Source organism: Methyloferula stellata AR4, assembly GCF_000385335.1.
Classification (GTDB): Bacteria; Pseudomonadota; Alphaproteobacteria; order Rhizobiales; family Beijerinckiaceae; genus Methyloferula; species Methyloferula stellata.
On sequence record NZ_ARWA01000001.1, the window covers coordinates 3,875,432 to 3,890,166 of the forward strand.

18 protein-coding genes are annotated in these 14,735 nt (G+C 59.2%); 2 read left to right on the plus strand and 16 right to left on the minus strand.

Annotated elements, in window-relative coordinates; all coding sequences use genetic code 11:
• Positions 1-22: 22 nt before the first annotated feature.
• On the minus strand, positions 23-1,330 hold the full coding sequence (locus A3OQ_RS0119215) for a phage terminase large subunit (protein WP_040581487.1): 1,308 nt from the start codon (positions 1,328-1,330) through the stop codon (positions 23-25).
• A 176-nt stretch (positions 1,331-1,506) separates the two neighbouring features.
• Here A3OQ_RS0119215 and A3OQ_RS0119220 point away from each other — a divergent pair, with 176 nt between their 5' ends.
• Positions 1,507-2,988 (plus strand): sodium:proton antiporter, encoded by a 1,482-nt coding sequence (locus tag A3OQ_RS0119220; protein ID WP_020177071.1) that lies wholly within the window; start codon positions 1,507-1,509, stop codon positions 2,986-2,988.
• Between the two features lie 146 nt (positions 2,989-3,134).
• On the opposite strand, the gene A3OQ_RS0119225 is transcribed toward A3OQ_RS0119220, so the two are convergent.
• On the minus strand, positions 3,135-3,647 hold the full coding sequence (locus A3OQ_RS0119225; protein ID WP_020177072.1) for a hypothetical protein: 513 nt from the start codon (positions 3,645-3,647) through the stop codon (positions 3,135-3,137).
• Between the two features lie 2 nt (positions 3,648-3,649).
• The gene (locus A3OQ_RS0119230; protein ID WP_020177073.1) at positions 3,650-3,988 is read right to left on the minus strand and encodes a hypothetical protein; all 339 of its coding nucleotides are present in this window, start codon (positions 3,986-3,988) and stop codon (positions 3,650-3,652) included.
• Between the two features lie 86 nt (positions 3,989-4,074).
• Here A3OQ_RS0119230 and A3OQ_RS0119235 point away from each other — a divergent pair, with 86 nt between their 5' ends.
• Positions 4,075-4,752 (plus strand): S24 family peptidase, encoded by a 678-nt coding sequence (locus A3OQ_RS0119235; RefSeq protein WP_020177074.1) that lies wholly within the window; start codon positions 4,075-4,077, stop codon positions 4,750-4,752.
• Positions 4,753-4,955: 203 nt separating this feature from the next.
• Here A3OQ_RS0119235 and irrA read toward each other — a convergent pair whose 3' ends face one another.
• The 13 genes from irrA to A3OQ_RS0119310 all read right to left on the minus strand — a co-directional run bounded on the left by irrA (position 4,956) and on the right by A3OQ_RS0119310 (position 14,713).
• On the minus strand, positions 4,956-5,408 hold the full coding sequence (irrA, locus tag A3OQ_RS0119240) for an iron response transcriptional regulator IrrA (RefSeq protein WP_020177075.1): 453 nt from the start codon (positions 5,406-5,408) through the stop codon (positions 4,956-4,958).
• A 318-nt stretch (positions 5,409-5,726) separates the two neighbouring features.
• Positions 5,727-6,023 (minus strand): ferredoxin family protein, encoded by a 297-nt coding sequence (locus tag A3OQ_RS0119250; protein ID WP_020177076.1) that lies wholly within the window; start codon positions 6,021-6,023, stop codon positions 5,727-5,729.
• 52 nt (positions 6,024-6,075) lie between these two features.
• Complete coding sequence (locus A3OQ_RS0119255) at positions 6,076-7,377, minus strand: FAD-dependent oxidoreductase (RefSeq protein ID WP_020177077.1); 1,302 nt, start codon at positions 7,375-7,377, stop codon at positions 6,076-6,078.
• Positions 7,378-7,386: 9 nt separating this feature from the next.
• The gene (locus A3OQ_RS0119260; RefSeq protein WP_020177078.1) at positions 7,387-8,496 is read right to left on the minus strand and encodes an electron transfer flavoprotein subunit alpha/FixB family protein; all 1,110 of its coding nucleotides are present in this window, start codon (positions 8,494-8,496) and stop codon (positions 7,387-7,389) included.
• A gap of 28 nt (positions 8,497-8,524) precedes the next feature.
• Positions 8,525-9,379 carry an electron transfer flavoprotein subunit beta/FixA family protein gene (locus tag A3OQ_RS0119265; protein WP_020177079.1) on the minus strand — a complete coding sequence of 285 codons (855 nt, stop codon included), beginning with the start codon at positions 9,377-9,379 and terminating at the stop codon, positions 8,525-8,527.
• A gap of 137 nt (positions 9,380-9,516) precedes the next feature.
• Positions 9,517-9,846 carry a nitrogenase stabilizing/protective protein NifW gene (nifW, locus tag A3OQ_RS0119270; RefSeq protein ID WP_020177080.1) on the minus strand — a complete coding sequence of 110 codons (330 nt, stop codon included), beginning with the start codon at positions 9,844-9,846 and terminating at the stop codon, positions 9,517-9,519.
• A complete protein-coding gene (cysE, locus tag A3OQ_RS0119275; protein ID WP_020177081.1) occupies positions 9,843-10,634 on the minus strand; it encodes a serine O-acetyltransferase in 792 nt (263 codons plus the stop codon). The genes nifW and cysE overlap by 4 nt, the downstream gene beginning before the upstream one ends.
• 2 nt (positions 10,635-10,636) lie before the next feature.
• Entirely contained in the window at positions 10,637-11,836 is a 1,200-nt protein-coding gene (gene nifV, locus A3OQ_RS0119280) for a homocitrate synthase (protein ID WP_020177082.1), read from the minus strand.
• A gap of 125 nt (positions 11,837-11,961) precedes the next feature.
• A complete protein-coding gene (locus A3OQ_RS0119290) occupies positions 11,962-12,321 on the minus strand; it encodes a NifU family protein (RefSeq protein WP_152428536.1) in 360 nt (119 codons plus the stop codon).
• A 9-nt stretch (positions 12,322-12,330) separates the two neighbouring features.
• On the minus strand, positions 12,331-12,654 hold the full coding sequence (locus tag A3OQ_RS0119295; protein WP_020177085.1) for a HesB/IscA family protein: 324 nt from the start codon (positions 12,652-12,654) through the stop codon (positions 12,331-12,333).
• A gap of 513 nt (positions 12,655-13,167) precedes the next feature.
• Complete coding sequence (hisE, locus tag A3OQ_RS0119300; protein ID WP_020177086.1) at positions 13,168-13,551, minus strand: phosphoribosyl-ATP diphosphatase; 384 nt, start codon at positions 13,549-13,551, stop codon at positions 13,168-13,170.
• A gap of 162 nt (positions 13,552-13,713) precedes the next feature.
• Positions 13,714-14,307 carry a hypothetical protein gene (locus A3OQ_RS0119305; protein WP_020177087.1) on the minus strand — a complete coding sequence of 198 codons (594 nt, stop codon included), beginning with the start codon at positions 14,305-14,307 and terminating at the stop codon, positions 13,714-13,716.
• Positions 14,288-14,713 (minus strand): group II truncated hemoglobin, encoded by a 426-nt coding sequence (locus A3OQ_RS0119310; RefSeq protein WP_020177088.1) that lies wholly within the window; start codon positions 14,711-14,713, stop codon positions 14,288-14,290. Before A3OQ_RS0119310 ends, A3OQ_RS0119305 begins: the two co-directional genes overlap by 20 nt.
• Positions 14,714-14,735: the final 22 nt, after the last annotated feature.

The window sequence follows — 14,735 nt, forward strand, 5'->3', positions numbered from 1 at the left end:
ATGAAGCGTCACGCACACTTCGTCATGCACCGCCGCGCTCCTGCGCTTCGCGCCGGTAGAATTCGATGATGGCCGTGCCATCGTCATGGCCGAACAAATGCGTCAAAGCCCAGATCGCCGCGTCCGCGTGATCGGGGCTGCCCTGCCCGCCATAGCCCGCGGCCGAGAAGGCGCAGAGTTGATCTTCGAGCTTGCCGAACCGGCCTGCGTGATGAACCTGTTTTTGCGCATAACGCACAGAGATGGGTTCCGCGCGTACCGCCTTGCCCCGGCTCGCAGTCACAAGATGCACCGGCACATTGGGATCGGCGGCATGGATCGTGGCGCGTACCATTTCGCCGCCGAAATTCGATTCAGCCACGATGCAATCGGCCTTATATTCGTGATAGGCGACAACCGCGCGGCGGCCCCAGGCAGCGGGCGCCTCTCGGCACGAGCGGTCGGCCAGAATATAGCAATCGCCATCCGTGCCCCTTGCTGCCACGACGATGCCGATTTCATCGGCGCCAAGATCGTCATGGCCCGCGGCGCCCGAGGGATCGAGCGCGACGACAACCGACACACGCTCTTCTTCCGGAATGTCCTCAAGCGTGCAGCGCGCGGCATCGATAATCTCGTAGGTCCACAGCGCCGCATCGACATCGTCGACATAGATCCCTTCATAGAAGCGCTTGCGCTGCTTTTCCGGCAGATCGGCGAGGCTCGCCAGAAACGCCTTCGAGAGATTGGCGGCATTGTCCGGCGGATTTAAAAAAGCCCGCTTGTAATTATCGGGGTCGCTCAAGGGCCGCCGCGAGACGGGCTCGCGCTTTTCGCCAAAGAGCATGTTGGTCCAATGCGTCTTGCCGACCGGGTTCAGATCGACGAAGCCGCATTGATGTAAGCCGGGCACGACCTGCGCCAGGCGCGTGAAGGCAATGAGCGCGGAGGAATAAGGAATCTGCGACGCTTCGTTCAGAAAGACCGTCGCATATTCGAGGCCCAGGATTTTCTCGACGCGCTCTTTATCGTCGAGGCCGCCGATCCAGATCCGAGCGCCGTTCGGCAATTCGAAAAATCCGTCCTGGCGATGTTCCTTGATCGCAATCCGCGGATAGCAGAGCCGCATCACATTCGGCAAAGTATCGAGTGCGATGGAGGCGCGGGCAGCGTTCGCATGGAACCGCAAGATCGCATGGCGCGAATGCTTGGCTTTGAGCGCGCGGGCCACAATGGCGCGGACGATGAGAAAGGTTTTGCCTGATCGCGTCCCGCCGGCAAGACAGGTGAAACGCTGCCGCCCTTCGAGAAGGATGCGCGCCGCATCCTGCGCGGCGCTGAATAGAACCATGAATGTTCCTTGAAAGAGACACGAAAACGCGCGCATCGGCGCGCGGCTTTGCCGCGTCAGCAATGAGAAAGACTGTTTGGGTGAGCAGCACGGCGACAGGCACAGGTCGGGCGGTGCATGCGCGTATATAGGCCTCACAAATCGTTGCAGGTCAATCCGATCCGGCAGGACGATTTTTGCCATTTCTACATCTCGCCGGCGCCGCGAATGTGCTAACAGACGGCATGTTCAAGACCATAAAAAAATGTGTGCGCGCGGCCGGTACCGGCGCCCTCGCCTTCGCCGTACTCAGCCAACCCGCCGCGGCGGCGGAGACGATCGACGGGGCGCATCTGCCTTTGTGGCTCGGCCTGCCTTTTCTCGGCATTCTTCTGTCAATCGCCTTGGGGCCTTTGTTCGCGAGGCGGCTCTGGCACATCCATTATGGCAAGGCCTCGGCCTTCTGGGCTTTGCTCGCGCTCGCCATGATGGTTTTCGTCGAAGGCTGGCCGGTGACCGCCGCCGCCTTCGTCCACAACATGGTCCTCGACTATCTGCCCTTCATCCTGATGCTCTTTGCTTTGTTCACGGCGGCCGGCGGTATCGCGGTGAGAGGCACGTTGCCCGGCACGCCGCTTGTGAATACGGCGATCCTGGCGATCGGCGCGGGGCTCGCGAGCCTGATCGGCACGACAGGCGCGTCCTTGATCCTGATCCGGCCCTTGCTGCGCGCCAATGAAGACCGGCGGGCTAAGGCCCATATCGTGATCTTCTTTATTTTTCTCGTCTCGAATATCGGCGGCGCGCTGACGCCGCTCGGCGACCCGCCGCTGTTTTTGGGCTTTCTGCACGGCGTGGATTTCTTCTGGACGGCGCGGCATTTGTGGCCCGAGACGCTCTTTGCCGTCGATATGCTTCTCGCCCTGTTTTTCCTCGTGGACCGCAGGTTCTATTTCAGCGAAAAAGGGCTTGCGCCGCTGCACCGGGCGAAACCGCCCGAGCCTTTGCATATCACCGGCCGCATCAATATTCTTCTGCTCGCCGTCGCGATCGCGGCCATCATCATCAGCGGACTGTGGCATCCGGGTCTGACGCTGACCTGGATGGGCACGAAGATCGAGGCGCAGAATATTCTGCGCGACGGCGTGATGATCGCCGTCGGCCTCGCCTCGCTTGCCTTGACCGGCGAGGCCGATCGCAAGGCCAATCGATTCGAATGGGAGCCTTTGAAAGAAGTCGCCCAGCTCTTCGCCGGTATTTTCATCTGCATCATTCCGGTCATGGCGATCATGCAGGCTGGCGACGACGGACATTTCGCGCCTGTCCTCGCGTTTTTGACCGATGCTTCTGGCGCACCACGCAACGCCGTCTATTTCTGGGCGACGGGACTATTGTCGTCGTTTCTCGACAATGCGCCGACCTATCTCGTCTTCTTCCAGCTCGCCGGCGGCGATCCGGCGCAATTGATGGGGCCGCAGGCCACAACACTCGCGGCCATTTCGCTCGGCGCAGTCTTCATGGGCGCAATGACCTATATAGGCAACGCGCCGAATTTCATGGTCTATGCGATCGCGCGGCGCCAGCGCGTCGATATGCCGGGCTTTTTCGGCTATCTGGTTTGGTCTGGGATGATTTTGATCCCGCTCTTTGTAGCGATTACCTTTTTGTTCATCAGGTGAGTCTGTTCCTGCATCAGAATTGCGCGATCAAAGAACCGTCATTGCGAGCGCAGCGAAGCAATCCAGTGGTCACCGCTAACGAGGGAGCATGGATTGCTTCGTCGCTTCTCTCCTCGCAATGACGGCTCATTGATTGAGTCGTGACTCTAAAACACAGATATGCCGCGCGCATTGAGCAGTGCCGCCAAATGCTCCAGCGCTTTGGCGCGCTTGCGATAGAATGTGTGGGGCGCCCAATGGCGTTCCTTGCAGAGCGCCTTCATCGAACGATGCCGCGCCGCGCGCAAGGCCCAAAGGCTTGTAACAAGCGCCATGCCGGGATCGGCATCACGCAATTCTCGCAGCCATTCCAAGACGAGATCCATTTCCTTGATCTCGGCGCCGGTCGGACGCAGCAGGCGCTCGTTCTGGCGCTCTGCTCTTTCGCGTCTCTCATCCTCCGGCAATTCGGCTTGTGCCAATTGATCAGCCCATTCGATTGCATGGCGCACCCAATGGCCCCCTGGCTCGCGCGGGCCGCGCACTGGCGGCAAGCGATCGAGCGTGCGGAATGCCTTTACGAGGCTTTCGCCCACATGCTCCGGCGTCCATCGCGAGGGAACAGGCTCCGCCTGCGAAATATAAAATCCTTCGAACCCTTCGGGCTTGGCGTCTTCCATGGTCAGGCTCCGTCATCCAGAATATTGTCGAGGAGCGTTTGATCCTCGGCCGCGACGACGAGCAGCAAGCGGATCAAAGCCTCGCGCGTCAGGCCGCGTTTCGCGGCCGCGGCGTCATAAAGCTCCGCCGCTTCGGGCGGCAGGCGTAAGGGCGAGGCAGGCACGGCCCGGAAGGCAAGGCCGAAGCGCTGCGCCTGCCGATGAACATTGTTTGGCGTCGAGACGATCAGAGGATCCTCTGCGACACGTTTGGCCTCCCAGCCGAGGCCGATGAGAAAGCCGAGGCGGGCGATGCGCTCGGCCGTCCAGCGGGTTTTGGGGATGAGCTCTTCTGTGTTCATGATATGTTCTTAGGTATAATTACCGACTTCGTCAACGGTTATTTTACCGGATGCACAGCGCCATACCTTCGGTCATTCTACCGAGTATGGATCTTGAAGATGTGCTCGCCCGGATCGAACAGAGGCTCGCGGCGCTGGGTCTGTCTGCCCACGGCGCGTCGCTCGCTGCCCGCAAACCGGACGCGATTCGCAATTTAAAACGGGCAGTTAAGAGCGGCGACCGGCGTGGGATCACGACCGAGACGCTGAGCGCCCTGGCCCCGGTGCTGCAAACGACAGCCGCCTGGCTTTTGGGCGGAGTCGGTGAGGCTGACCCAAATACGCATGTCCGCGTGGTCGGACGCATCGGGGCCGGCGCCGAGATTCTACCGGAAGTCGAACAGATTCCACCGGAAGGTCTGTTCGAAGTCGAAGTGCCTTTCCCCATCCCCGAGACCTCGATCGCCTTCGAAGTGGAGGGTGACAGCATGTGGCCGCGCTACGATCCAGGCGACATCATCTTATGCTGGCGGGAAGGCACCGACGCCGAAGAGGTGATCGGTTGGGAAGCGGCGGTCAGGACTGCCGACGGCAAGCGCTATTTGAAACGCATCCGGCGGGGCGCCGTCGCAGGAACCTTCGATCTCGAAAGCCATAATGCCGCGCCGATCCGCGGCGTGCTGCTCGAATGGGCGGCGCAGATCCAAGCCGTCGTACGCGCCGGTCAATGGCGCCGTTTCACGCCCGGCCAAAGGACGAAGAAAGAGCTTCCGCCCAACGCGTGAAGGATGACTGTAATGGGGAAATGAGGCGTGTGGCGCGGGCTGCCGGAATGCGGGGCTTCTCCGTCTGACTTCGCCGCAAGGCTCAGATCACGTGATATGCCCGTTCCTCAAGGCCTAGGAAAAGCTCGGTCTTGAGTCGAAAAGCGTGAGCTACTTTTCTAGGTGAGTTTATGTGAGCCTTGTCCGAAGACGCAGCCGCTTGTTCAGACGTTCTGATCTTTTTTGCGCAGCCGCACCACGACGTCCACTTTGACGATTTCATAGCCTTCGGGGGCTTCGAAATTGTCGGCGAACTTCATGCCTTGGACAACGATGTCTTCGATATCGCCGGTTTCTTCGAAGTAGAAATGGCAATGATCGCTGGTGTTCGTATCGAAGACCGTCTTGGTCCCTTCAATCGCCAGACCGCGCACCAAGCCGACCTGAGCGAAAAGATTGAGGACATTATAGACGGTCGCCAATGAGGCGGACATTCTGACCGCTTGCGCTTCCGCAGCCAGAGCATCGGCCGTGACATGCCGGTCGCCCTTGCTGAAAAGCAGTTTGGCCAAGCCGAGACGCTGACGCGTCGCGCGTAAGCCGTAGCGCTCTAGAAGCGTACGGCCCTCTTGAGTCGGGGGCTGCACTTGCTGCCCGTCAAGAGGTTCTTGTTCCACTCTATACATGATAGCCCCGCTGTTCCCGTTGCGGACATCAAAAATTAAAGCAAGTTTGATACCGGGTGCTATATATTTCTGAGATTTAGAACTATTCCACGATGCAAGAGGCGCTTCGAGACGGATCCATTGTGCCGGAATAATCGTGCCGTATAGAAGCCCGCGCCGAAAAAGACGCGTCATTTCAGCCAGGGTCAGGCTGTCGGAAAATCAACCGGGAGCGGGATGCAATCCAACAAAAAACGGCGCCATCCGCAGATGCCGCCGTTTGTTTCCAACACCTCGGCCTTCACTTTAGCCAAGCAAGCTGTGCAAAAACTAGCCGAATTTGAACAGCACGCCGAAGCCGCCGCGCGGATAGTTCCAGGTGATCTCGCCATAGGGCTCCGCCACGACCCGGCAGGTCCCGCATTCGACGCAGCCGTCCGTCGTGATCTCGACCTGGCCCGAGTCGTTCTTAGCGTAGCAGCCCGCGGGGCAGATGCGCGTCAGGGCGACGAGGCGCGGCGACGGCACCTCATGCGGGGTCACCGTGATATGGGGACGTCCAGCATCGACCAGATAGCGATTTTGGAAAAGCTTGTCCTCGACACGGACTGCAGGTTCCTCGCTCATGCCCTTGCTCCCACCTCATGCAGATTTTGCGGGCCTGTCCCGCCAATGTAATTTACCGCCATGCACGAGCCATGCCGAGAACATCTCCCAGCAGGCCCTTCACCCGGCGCGTCGTAAAGAACGACTTAACAATGGCGTTTTCCTTGGACTTCTTGTCCACGCCATCGACGCGGAAATAGGTCTGCGCCGCGTTCGACAAGAGCTTCGGGTAGGTCGTGAACAGATGCTTGTTCTCGAGCGTACGCGGCAGGTTCTTGTATTTCTTGAGATCCTTCATGACGAAGGAATCATCGAGCCGCGCCTTGTACATGGAGAGATTGCCCGCCGTCATCGGCTGGTTATGGCTCTTCAGATCGAAGATGGTTTCGGCCGCGATCCGTCCGGTGGTCATGGCCAAGTTCGAGCCTTCGCGATGCACCGCATTCACGAATTGGCCGGCATCGCCGACGATCACCCAGCCATTGCCGAACAATTGCGGAATGGCCTTGTAGCCGCCCTCTGGGATCATATGGGCCGCATATTCCTTGACCTCGGAGCCAGCGAGCAATGGCCGCACGGCAGGATGGTTCTTGAAGGCTTCCAAAAGGCCATAGGGCGTCTGCGATGTTTCGGTGAAATCCGAAATCAGGCAGCCGATGCCAATCGAGAGACATTCCTTATTGGTGTAGATGAAGCCAGTGCCGGTCATGCCTTTGGTGATCGTGCCGGCCGTCTCGATGACGACGCCTTCGTCGCCTTGCAGGTTGAACCTGGCCGCGATCGTCTCGGCCGGCATGAAGTGCATTTCCTTCACCGCGAGCGCAACCGTATCGGGCTTCGGGATCGAGCGCAGTCCGGCGCGCGTGCCGACGAGGCCGCTGACGCCTTCGGCGAGCACAACGACATCGGCGTAAATGATGCTGTCGTCGCGATCGGTACGCACGCCGATGACGGCATCATGCGCATCGCGCACCAGTTCGGTGACGGTCGTCTCGCAGATCACCAGCGCGCCGGCAGCCGCGACCTTGCGCGAAAACCATTTGTCGAAAGGCGCGCGGATGATGGTGTAGCGGTTCGGTTTTTCTTCGTTGAAATCTTCCGAACGATAATGCGCGCCGCAATAAGAGCGGTCGTCCATCATCCAGATACGCTGTTCGATGATATGGCGTTCGAGCGGCGCATCCTCGCGGAAATCCGGAATGAGCTTTTCGAGCGCATCGGAATAAAGAATGGCGCCCTGCACATTTTTCGAACCCGGATATTCTCCGCGTTCGAGCTGCAGGACCTTGAGGCCCTTGGTCGCAAGCGTATAGGCGCAGGCATTGCCCGACGGCCCAGCCCCGACGACGATGACGTCGAATTTTTCTTCTGCCATTGGGGCCTCCTATTCAGCCGCGGAACGCGTCGCCGCGAGCGCAAGACGCTTGCGGAACGTTTCCGTCAGCGCCGGCAAAACCTTCGTCGCATCGGCGACGATGCCGACATGCGCGAAGTCGAAGATCGGTGCATTTTTATCGGTGTTGATCGCCACGATCAGATCCGCGCCTTCGACACCGACACGATGTTGAATGGCCCCCGAAATACCCGCCGCGATGTAGAGACGCGGCCTAATCGTCTTGCCCGTCTGACCGATCTGCCGGTCCGTCGGGATCCAGCCCTTTTGGACGAGCGGACGCGAGCCGCCCCACTCCCCGCCGAGCACGCCCGCAAGGTCGCGCACAAGCTGGTAATTATCGGCATTCTGCATGCCGAGACCGCCGGAGACGACAATGTCGGCATAGGCGAGATTGGACTTGTTCGTCGTGCCGTCCGGCAAGAAGGCCAGAATTTTTGTGATGATATCTTCTTCCGGCAGCGATACTTCATGCCGGATCACGCGGCCGGTACGGCCAGGCGTCAGCAGCGGCACAGAGGCGACGCGCGGACGCATGGTCGCCATCTGCGGCCGGTAGTTCAGCGTGAAGATCGTGCAGAGCAGCGAACCGCCGAAGGTCGGCCGCGTCGCGGCAAGCGAGCCCTCGGCATCGACATCGAGTTCGGTGCAATCGGCGGTGAGGCCGGTGAGCAAAGTCGTGGCAACCGAGCCGGCAAGATCGCGGCCGAGATTGGTTGCGCCAAGCAGCAGGATTTCCGGCTGATATTTATTGACGAGCTCCGTCATCACCTTGGTGTAGGGCTCGTTGCGATAATCGGAGAGGGACGGATGTTCGACCACATAGCAGACGTCGCCGCCATAGCCGAAGCAATCGGCGACCGCTGCGTCCGTCGTGCCAGGTGCGCCGAGCACGACGCCACAAACGTCGACTTTGAGCTTGTCGGCGAGCTTGCGCCCCTCGCCCATGAGCTCCCAGGAAACGGGATGAACGACGCCGCGCTCGAGTTCGAGCAGCACCCAAATATGCTTATAGGCCTTGAGGTGCTCCGGCAGCTCTTTCTTCGTATTGGCGCGGCTGTTGCCGGCTCCGGCTGCGGGCGCTTTAGGCTTTTCAACCATTGTTACCACTTCCCTCGTTCGTTCGCGTTCAGTAGCTGGGAGCCATTTTGACCATGTCTTGTTCCAAGGCAGGCTGCCTCTTGTAGACTTCGCCTAGCAGAGCATCGCAAATGTCCTCATAGGACTTATCGGCGACCTCGATCTGAAATGCTTTTTCCGCGCGCGCCGGCGGCGCGAAGACCTTTTTGACGATCGTCGGCGAGCCCTTCAAACCGCAGAGTGCGAGATTGGTGATGCCGGCGTCAGCGGCGCTCCAGGTGATGATGCCGGCACGCGCAGCGCGCAGCGCGTCGGCCATGGTTCCGCGGCGCATTTCATTGGTGCCTTCAAGCATGGTGACGAGGCAGGGCAGCTTGGTCTTCAGCACTTGAATGCCGCCTTCGGCGCGGCGGTGGACGGTGATCTCTTTCTTGTCGATATCGAACTCTTCGATCTTCTGGACGTAGGTGAGCTGCAGGAGGTTCAAGCGCTTGGCTATGCCAGGCCCGACCTGCGCCGTATCGCCGTCGATCGTCTGCTTGCCGCAGAAGATGATGTCGGGCGCGCCCCAAGTGGCCGCGACCTTCTCGATGAGCAGACCCAGAGCATAGGAGGTCGCCAGCGTATCGGAGCCGGCGAAGAAACGATCGGTGAGAAGCACCGCGCGGTCCGCCCCGAAGGTAAGGCATTTGCGCAAAGCCTGATCGGCCATGGGCGGTCCCATCGTGACGATGGTGACTTCGCCGCCATGCTTGTCGCGCAGCCGCAGAGCTTCTTCGAGGGAAAACAGATCGTAAGGATTGATGATCGTCGGCACGCCTTGCCGCATGATCGTGTTCGTCACGGGGTGAACGCGGATCTGCCCCGAGTCCGGAACCTGTTTGACGCATACCACGATATGCATGAGATCACCCTTCTCCACATAGCAAAAGCAAATTCCAGACCAGCCGCGGATTAACCATCCGCTCTAGCTTGTTTGGACCGATTCTTAAAACGAGCAGCCTTAAGGCCGCGCCATGATCCGCAGGTGCGTTCGGATCTCTATTTCAAGAGATCAGAGAAAGGCACCATCGGCGGCGGCGCAACGACCTTCTCCTGCACCGCTTCCTTCAGGACCTTGAAGACGCGCTCTTTCATCGGATCGGATTTTTGGAAATCCTCATAGGCCTTTTCAAGCGTCGCACGGCAGCGCTCCTTGACCTCATCGTCCGTCGCGCCCTCGAAATCTTCGCCAGCCAAATATTGGCCCATGCGCTTCATGATATGCATGCGCAGGACATTCACCTTGGTCTCGTCATAAGGAACGTCCAAGGCCTTGAAGAACTCTTCGGCAGAAGAAAGCGTCTGCAAGTTTTTCAGAAAACCACTCATGACTTCAAATCCTCAGTAGATAGTCCCGGCTCTCGGATCGAGACGGCGGAGGTTAAACGGACATGACCGTTGAACTCGCCTTGAAAATGCGACAGCCTCGCCTCGAGAAACTCGATGCGATCCAGAAGCGAGCTTATCGCTTCGCCGACTGGATCAGGCATCAGATGATGCTCGAGATCGATCCGCCCTCGGGCCAACCGGCGCCGCTCATGCGCATCGCGAACGATCCGCCCCGGAATTCCGACGACGGTCACGCCGGGCGGAACATCCGAGATAACGACGGAATTCGCGCCGACCCTTGCGCCTGCTCCGACGGTGATCGGCCCAAGAATCTTGGCACCGCATCCGACAAGCACGCCATCTTCAAGAGTCGGATGACGCTTCCCAGGCTTCCATGACGTCCCACCAAGCGTTACGCCATGATAAAGCGTCACGTCATCTCCGATGACGGCTGTTTCCCCTATCACGACAGAAGCGCCGTGATCAATAAAGAAACGATGACCGATGGTCGCGCCCGGGTGGATGTCGACATTCGAGACGAAGCGTCCGAACCAGGACAGGAACCGCGCCGGAAACCGCAAATTCCGCAGCCAGAGCCGGTTCGCGATCCGAAACCAGATGATCGCATGCACGCCCGGATAGGTGAGCAGCGTCTCGAGATTGTTGCGCGCGGCCGGATCGCGGGCGCGGACACAATGCAGATCTTCGCTCAGAAGGCTCCACAGAGATTGCGGCCGATTTTTTTCCGAGACCAGATCCGCCGTGGCCGCATCGCTCATCTCGGCCATTCCTAATTCGCCAAAACCGGGAGCACGCGCTGACGCGGGCCGAAGCCTTGTGCACCCATTTCATTGTAGAAGGTCATCAGCATGCTGGCCGGCACCGCCGCTTTGGTGCGTTCCGCATAAGCGCGGACCAGCGCCAAAATGGCCTTCGCTTCGTCGGATTGGACATCGATGCCCAATTCCTTGAACGCGTTCACGACGGCGCCGAGGCCCGAATGCTTGCCGAGCACCAGCCGGTGCGTACGCCCGAGCACGGCCGGATCAAGCGCCTCGTAGCATTTGCGATCCTTCAGCAGGCCGTCGACATGGATGCCTGACTCATGCGTGAAGACGGCGTCGCCGACGATGGCTTTAGCCTCGGGAATGGCCCGCCCGGCAGCCTTCATCACAGTCTGCGCAACGGCTGAGAGCGAACGCAGGTCGATGCCCGTCTCAAGCCCATAAAGCGCGGAGACAGCGACCGCCACTTCCTCCAGCGGCGCATTGCCGGCCCGTTCGCCAAGCCCCACGACAGTCACGCTCGCATGGCTCGCGCCGGCACGCAAAGCCGCCAGCGTATTGGCGGTCGCAAGACCGAGATCGTCATGCGCATGGATCTCGATTTCGAGATCGCTGTGGCGGCGCAAATGCTCGACCATTGCGTAAGTCGCAAAGGGATCGAGGACGCCAAGTGTATCGGCAAACCGGAAGCGCCTTGCCCCGGCGCGCGCCACGGCATCGAGCACTTCGGCGAGAAAACCCGGATCCGCGCGGGACGCGTCCTCGCCGCCGACAGCCACTTCGAGTCCGCAATCGCGGGCATAAGGCACAACATTTTCGATCAACGCCAAAGCATGCGCGCGGCCAGCGCCGAACTTGGCTTTCAATTGGATGTCGGAGACCGGCACGGAGGCATTGACCATCCGCACCCCGGTCGCAACGGCGGCGTCGATATCGGCACGCAGCATGCGGCACCAGGCGATCGGCGTCAGCGGCAGATTTTGACCGACGATGGCATTGATGGCGGCGATTTCCTCCGCCCCCATCGCCGGCGTTCCAGCCTCGATCTCGGGGACGCCAGCCGTGGCCAGAGCCTCGGCGATCGCGACTTTCTCGTCGATGGTGAATGCGACGCCCGGGGCCTGTTCGCCGTCGCGCAACGTCGTATCATTGAGGAAAACCGGCGTCCGCAACCCTGACCGCGCCGACGCATTTCCGCTGCTCATAGACGAACGCTCCGCTGTTTCACAGGATCGCTTCATGCAGATTTTCCGCATGAAGCTCTATCTGGCCGCCGATCATCTCTCAATCAATGCGACACTCTGCCGAAAAGCGCGTCGAACGAATCCGCCTATTTGAGCTTCAACGGAATGGGCGCCTGAGGCGTGGTGATCGGGATCAAGCGGATCATGCGGCCGGTCGCCTCGACCAGCTTGGCTTGCACGCCATTCAGGGTCATGTTGGACAATTGGCAGCCGGAACAGGCGCCAACCATCTTCACATAAACTTTGTCGCCCTGCACATCGATGAGCTCGCAATCGCCGCCATCGCGTTTCAGGTTTGGACGGATGGCGTCGAGCGCATCGGAAATAACCTTGCGATGAGCGGCAGCCGCCGGACTCTCCTCAGCCGCCTTCGGAGGCGGCGCAGCGACAGGCGCCCCAACATCATCGACGACCTTGGGTTGAGCGTTTTGAGCCGAATCCAACATCATGGCTCCTTAGCTGAACGACTTGCCGCAAGAGCAGCTGCTCTGCGCATTCGGATTTTCGAACACGAAGCCTGCACCTTCGAGGCTTTCGACGAAGTCGATCTGCATGCCAGCCAGGAGAACCTGAGAGGCGGAATCGACGAACACACGGACGTCATCACCAGCGTCGATCACCTCGTCGCCTTCATGCGTCTGCGAGTCGAGGCCAATTGCATATTTGTAGCCCGCGCAGCCGCCCGTTTCGGCCTTGACGCGAAAACCTGCGCCTTCTTTGCCGGATCTTTCGAGCGCGGATTTAACCGCGTGCAAGGCGCTATCGGTCAGGGAAATCATCAGGAACCTCCGTCACGGAAACTTACTCCACTGGTAGCAAACCGTATGCCAGGGGTAAGGCTTTGTTTTAAAGCGATTATTCTATGTCATACGGGCGTGTCGCAATCACGACACGCGTCGTAACGCCGACAGGAAAGATGGCGGTACAAAGGCTTTAAAGTCAAGGCCATGCCGCCGCTGCGACAGTACGCCAACGGGAAAAGCCCGCGAATGCACGCATCCGACGTAAAATCGCCACGCCATTCGGCCGAGATCTGGGCGTTTTCTTTACGGGCCGCCCCAAATCCCGGCGCAAGTCTTTTCAATATTTAAAAGAGAATAAAGAAAGGCCCGTCATTTCATGGACGGGGTGGCGAAGCCGCCATTTTTATTGTCGCAAACCTTGCGAAGCGCTTGGGGTTTCCGCGAGAGTCACGAGAGGCGTGGTTTGAAGCAGAGAGCCGCATTTTTAAGCAGAGCCGTGCCAGGACGGTCTCGACCAGCCGCTCTCGCGCCGGCCACAAATCGGCTGGATCAGTGCCGCTCGGCCTTGTTCCGCCGCGGACGCAAAAAGGCAACCTTGTCGGTCGGCATCCGCGCGGCCTGCTTCTTCGGGAGTTTTTCGATCGCTCCGTAAAGCCGTTCGCGGCGCGTTATTTCGGCGGCGACGTCTTCGGGCGTGACATTGCATTCCGCCCAAATGACGCAGAGGTGGTAGAGCAGGTCGACGCTTTCCAACACGACATTGTCATTGTGCTTTTGCACGGCGTCGAGACCGACTTCCACGGCCTCTTCGGCCAGTTTCTTCGCCATTTTGGCGACGCCGTTCGAAAAAAGCTTAGACGTGCGCGACGAAGCCGGATCGCGAGCGCGGGCTTCGAGAACGGACGCATAAAGCTTTGTCAGCGAATCGACCATCTGTTCAATCTATCTCATCCGGCCGCGAAAGACCTGCTTATTCGCGGGATTTACCAAGTAAAACAAGCGTAGCTCGCAGCACAGCCAAGCTGGATGCGGTCGAAACGAATATGGCCGGGTCTATACCCGGCCATTTCAACTTTCGAGAAGTTAAGGAATATTTCAGACCGGACGGTTCTCGTTCGGATTGCGGACCGGGCCCATACGCTTCAAACCTTCTTCATAGGTGATGACTTCCCAGTCGGAGTCGAATTTCACAGCTTCTTCGATAATATAATCCATCTTGCCGCCCGTATTGAGCTTTTTGATGTCGTTCTTATCGATGAACAGCAGCTCCAAGAATTCGTTATAGGCAGTGGCTTCGCCGATCGCCAAGCAATAGAACATCACATCGCCCATATAGATGCGATACTTAGCCAGCAGATCCTGGTTATTTGAATAGATGAAGTATTTGTTCCCCGGCTTAAACAAGTCGCCGAAGACTTCCATGATCGTCCCGAGATATTCGAACGACAAAAGATAGCACATGAACATCTCAAGGTGCTTGTCATCCGGCTCTTTGGTGGAGGTAAACACCTGCCACACCGACAGTTCCGGCGGCCGCTTCTCGTCGGCCATCTGCTGCTGGAACTTCAGCGCGATCTCGCCGCGGAAGCCGAAGCGGCCGGGGCTGATCTCTTCCTTGATGATCGCGTGTGTGAGACGGCTCTCTGCCTCAAGCCGCGCGAGAGGTGTTTTATCTATGGTTAGCGTCATGAGGATTCCCATCGTCATTGCGGAGCCAGTCCGCCAATTTGAAGAAAGATTGGTGTAATTGCGCCCGCAGAGACGCATCCTCGACGACTTCTTCGAGGGCGCCGGTCATACAGAGCATCCAGGCATCTCGCTCGGCCTCGCCGATGCGAAAGGGCATATGCCGCATCCGCAAGCGCGGATGGCCGCGCTCCTGCGAATAGAGCGCGGGTCCGCCCATCCATTCGCCGAGATAGTTTTTGAGAATTTTCTTTACCGAGGTCAGATCCTTGGCATGCATCGCACGGATCGCGCGCGCCTCGGGCAAAGTGTCCATGCGAAGATAAAAGGCATCGACAAGGGCATCTACGGCCGCTTGTCCGCCTATCGCGACGAAAGGAGTTGTCGTGGGTGTTACAGAAATATTCACCGGCTTACAGACACTTTTGAGG